At 52.8% G+C, this 4,168-nt stretch carries 4 protein-coding genes and 1 pseudogene; 3 read left to right on the forward strand and 2 right to left on the reverse strand.

The genetic code is table 11. From position 1 onward, the window contains the following. Positions 1 to 30 precede the first annotated feature (30 nt). Positions 31 to 567: a KdsC family phosphatase gene (locus tag ACTHUE_RS12020; protein ID WP_107792122.1), complete on the reverse strand. Its 537-nt coding sequence runs from the start codon at positions 565 to 567 to the stop codon at positions 31 to 33. A 66-nt stretch (positions 568 to 633) separates the two neighbouring features. Further along, positions 634 to 1,608, reverse strand: coding sequence for a KpsF/GutQ family sugar-phosphate isomerase (locus ACTHUE_RS12025; protein ID WP_003748334.1), 975 nt, complete (start codon positions 1,606 to 1,608; stop codon positions 634 to 636). Between the two features lie 134 nt (positions 1,609 to 1,742). On the opposite strand from ACTHUE_RS12025, the gene tal reads away from it, so the two are divergent. From tal to ACTHUE_RS12040, 3 genes and pseudogenes are all read left to right on the forward strand, one after another. Continuing rightward, complete coding sequence (tal, locus tag ACTHUE_RS12030) at positions 1,743 to 2,798, forward strand: transaldolase (RefSeq protein WP_107792123.1); 1,056 nt, start codon at positions 1,743 to 1,745, stop codon at positions 2,796 to 2,798. A gap of 152 nt (positions 2,799 to 2,950) precedes the next feature. Next, complete coding sequence (gluQRS, locus tag ACTHUE_RS12035) at positions 2,951 to 3,838, forward strand: tRNA glutamyl-Q(34) synthetase GluQRS (RefSeq protein WP_107792124.1); 888 nt, start codon at positions 2,951 to 2,953, stop codon at positions 3,836 to 3,838. A gap of 238 nt (positions 3,839 to 4,076) precedes the next feature. Beyond that, a pseudogene (locus ACTHUE_RS12040) lies at positions 4,077 to 4,168 on the forward strand (LytR/AlgR family response regulator transcription factor); the annotation flags it as partial.

Consider the following 4,168-nt stretch of genomic DNA (forward strand, 5'->3'; position numbering starts at 1 on the left):
GAAAGGCGATTCCGTAACGCCATCTGATTTTCATCGTACATACTCTTTCAAAGCAGGTTCAAGCGTACCTTGCGCCTGCATAATCAAATCGCACACTTCACGCACCGCGCCTGCGCCGCCGGAACGTTCGGTTACATAATGGGCGTATTGCAAAGTAAACCAATGCGCTTCAGGGACGGCAACCGCCAATCCGCAACGCACCATCACGGGCAAATCGACAACATCGTCGCCGACAAAGGCGCACTCATGCTCCTCTACACCGGCCTGTTCGCGTAATTGGGCGTAGGCGACACGTTTGTCGTGAATGCCTTTGAAGTAATAGTTGATACCGAGCTGCTTCACGCGGATACCGACGGAAGGCGCATCGCGGCCGGTAATAATCGCAGTTTGCACGCCGCTAGCCTGAAGCATTTTCAAACCGTGTCCGTCCAAAGTGTGGAACGATTTGATTTCTTCGCCGTTGTCGCGGATAAAAATGCGGCCGTCGGTCAAAACGCCGTCCACATCCAGTATCAGCAGTTTGATGCCTAAAGCGCGTTGTTGCAGGTCGGAAGAGAGGTTTTGCATAAGATTTCCTTATTTCAGACGGCCTATTCTAGCATAAGGCCGTCTGAAAACGTTTTTGCCGTCGATTCAGACAATTCGTGCCATCAATAAATCGTGCATGTTCAGCGCGCCAATCAGTACGCCGTTTTCTTCGACCACCAGCAAACCGTTCACATGGCCGCTTTGCATGGCTTTCAAGGCTTCGGTGGCTAGGCGGTCGGCGGAGATGGTTTTCGGCGAAGCGTGCATGATGTCGTCCACTTTCAAACCGGCAAAGCTGTCGCGTTCTTGAAACAGACGGCGTAAGTCGCCATCGGTAAATACCCCTTTCAGACGGCCTTCGGCATCGGTTACCGCCAACATGCCCAAGCCTTTTTCACTCATGCGGACAATGGCCTCTTTCAACGGAGTGCCCAACAAAACGGCAGGCAGGGCTTCGTCTTTGTGCATAATATCCGCCACACGCAACAGCAGGCGTTTGCCCAAGCTGCCGGCCGGATGGCTTAAAGCAAAATCGTCGGGCGTGAACGCACGTGCGCGCAGTAGGACAACCGCCAGTGCATCGCCCAACGCCATGACGGCGGTCGTACTGGAAGTCGGTGCAAGGCCGAGCGGACAGGCTTCTTTGGAAACCGCCGCGGTAATATGGATATCGGCATGACGCGCCATGGTGGAAGTCGGATGGGCAGTGATGCAGATAAGCGTGATGTTTTTGCGTTTCAACGCCGGAATAATCGCTGCAATTTCATCGCTTTCGCCGGAATTGGAAATGGCAATCACGACATCGTGGTCCACAATCATGCCCAAATCGCCGTGCGCCGCTTCGGCAGGGTGGACGAAAAACGCAGGCGTTCCGGTCGAAGCCATGGTTGCCGCCATTTTGCGGCCGATGTGTCCGGACTTGCCCATGCCGGTAATGACCACCCTGCCCTTGCAGTGCAACAACGCTTCCGCCGCACGGACAAAATCATGGTCCAAAGCCGCCGCAATTTCACGCAAACCTTCGGCTTCCGTATCCAATACATCGCGCGCCCAGTCGAGATAAAGTGTGTTTTCCGCCATCAAAGCCGCCTTTCATGCTTGAATTTAGGTTTGTTTTGCCCAAATTAATCAGCTGTAAACTGTTCAAATTCATCGAATCGGCGTAGCATTATCGCCACTTCACAAACAAACCTATTATGTAAAAGGAATCAGAGATGACTATTTTATCGGACGTTAAAGCATTAGGACAACAAATCTGGTTGGACAACCTCTCCCGTTCGCTGGTACAAAGCGGCGAATTGGCCGAAATGCTGAAACAGGGCGTGTGCGGCGTAACTTCCAATCCTGCCATTTTCCAAAAAGCCTTTGCAGGCGATGCCCTGTACGCCGACGAAGTAGCCGCGCTCAAACAGCAAGACCTGACCCCGAAACAACGCTACGAAACCATGGCGGTTGCCGATGTACAAGCCGCCTGCGACGTGTGCCTTGCCGAACACGAATCCACCGGCGGCAAAACCGGCTTCGTCAGCCTCGAAGTTTCACCCGAATTATCCAAAGACGCACAAGGCACGGTTGAAGAAGCGCGCCGCCTGCACGCCGCCATCGGCCGTAAAAATGCCATGATTAAAGTACCGGCAACCGACGAAGGCATCGAAGCGCTTGAAACCCTCGTTTCAGACGGCATCAGCGTCAACCTGACCCTGCTTTTCTCCCGCGCCCAAACCCTCAAAGCCTATGCGGCCTACGCGCGCGGCATTGCCAAACGTTTGGAGGCGGGACACGATGTTTCCCATATCCAAGTTGTCGCCAGCTTCTTTATTTCCCGTGTCGATGCCGCATTGGACGCTACCCTGCCCGACCACCTCAAAGGCAAAATCGCCATCGCGCTGGCCAAAGCCGCCTATCAAGATTGGGCGCAATACTTCGGCAGCAGCGAATTTGCCGCACTTGCCGAAAAAGGTGCCAACCGCGTACAACTTTTGTGGGCATCCACAGGCGTGAAAAACCCTGCCTATCCTGACACTTTGTATGTTGATAGCCTGATTGGCGCCCATACCGTCAACACCGTTCCCGATGCGACACTCAAAGCCTTTATCGACCACGGCACCGCCCAAGCCACTTTGACAGAAGGTGTAGACGAAGCCCAAGCGCAGCTTGCCGAAACCGCCAAACTCGGCATTGATGTTGAAACTTTGGCAACTCGTTTACAGGAAGACGGTTTGAAACAATTTGAAGAAGCCTTCGCCAACCTACTGGCTCCCTTGGCTTAAGCGGATTGAACGGGCGGCAAAGAAACTTAAATCATTTTGAAAAGTCTCAGGCCGTCTGAAACCCAAATTCGGGCGTGTACGGCACACCCTTTTCTATCACGATTTGAATACCGTGCAGGCATACTGCCCCTGCCCTACAAAACCACCCTGCCATGTATATAGGACGTTTTGCCCCCAGCCCTACCGGCCTACTTCATATCGGCTCCCTACTGACCGCCGTTGCCTCCTATGCTGACGCGCGCGCTCATCAGGGTAAATGGCTGGTCCGCATTGAAGACCTTGACCCCCCGCGTGAAATGCCCGGCGCCGCCGACGACATTTTGCGCACGCTTGAAGCTTTCGGCTTTGAGTGGGACGGCGAAATCGCCTATCAAAGCCGCCGTTACGACCTATATCAAGACACCCTCGACCGCCTTAAAGCAGCCGGGCTGGTGTATCCCTGCTATTGCAGCCGCAAAGACTGGCAGGCGGCGGCAACACATGGCGCAGACGGATTTGTGTATAACGGCCGTTGCCGCAATCCTCAGCAAAGACCCGACACGCAAAACAAAATGCCGGCATGGCGCATTCAAGTCCCCAATCGCGTGATCGGTTTTTCAGACGGCATTGTCGGACAATACGCACAAAATCTGGCACACGACATCGGCGATTTCGTCCTGCTTCGTGCCGACGGCTATTGGGCCTATCAGCTTGCCGTGGTTGCCGACGATGCCGATCAAGGCATAACGCATATTGTCCGCGGTCAGGACTTGCTCGTTTCCACGCCGCGCCAAATCTATCTGCAACAATGCCTCGGCGTTCCCACGCCGTCCTACGCCCACCTGCCGCTATTGACCAACAGCCAAGGGCAAAAGTGGTCGAAACAAACCCTTGCCCCGGCTTTGGATTTGAATCAAAAAGAACAACTCCTCCGCCAAGTCCTGACCTACCTCAACCTACCCGATGCCCCCGCCGTAAACCGTCCGCAAGAATTACTCGATTGGGCGGTGGCGCACTGGCAAATGAACAAAATCCCAAAATCGTCCATTATCACGAAATGAATTAGCACGATTACAACAAAATTACTCTAGGTATTACAATATTTCATAAAATTATGTAAGTAATCTTCAGATTCATTCCAAATCACGCCCAAGAAGCGAAAAATCATGTATATTTTAAAAATTTCCTAAAATTGTTGCGAAGTGATAATTTCAAGCTGACAACAACATACGGCTGACGCGTTATCAAGGACGACAAAGCGCGACAGATCTCCCACGATACAACAAAAAGAATACCGCTATGCCAAGTGCCATTATTGTAGAAGACGAAGTATTAGCAGCAGAACGCTTACGTGTATTATTGGAAGAGTGCAATGTCGTACTGCTCAACGT

The sequence above is a fragment of the Neisseria sp. P0021.S005 genome (assembly GCF_051956955.1).

Bases quoted from the DNA above. Each gene is read 5' to 3' on its own strand.
- tal (WP_107792123.1), top strand. From the start codon at position 1,743: ATGACTATTTTATCGGACGTTAAAGCATTAGGACAACAAATCTGGTTG.
- ACTHUE_RS12025 (WP_003748334.1), bottom strand. From the start codon at position 1,608: ATGGCGGAAAACACACTTTATCTCGACTGGGCGCGCGATGTATTGGAT.
- ACTHUE_RS12020 (WP_107792122.1), bottom strand. From the start codon at position 567: ATGCAAAACCTCTCTTCCGACCTGCAACAACGCGCTTTAGGCATCAAA.
- gluQRS (WP_107792124.1), top strand. From the start codon at position 2,951: ATGTATATAGGACGTTTTGCCCCCAGCCCTACCGGCCTACTTCATATC.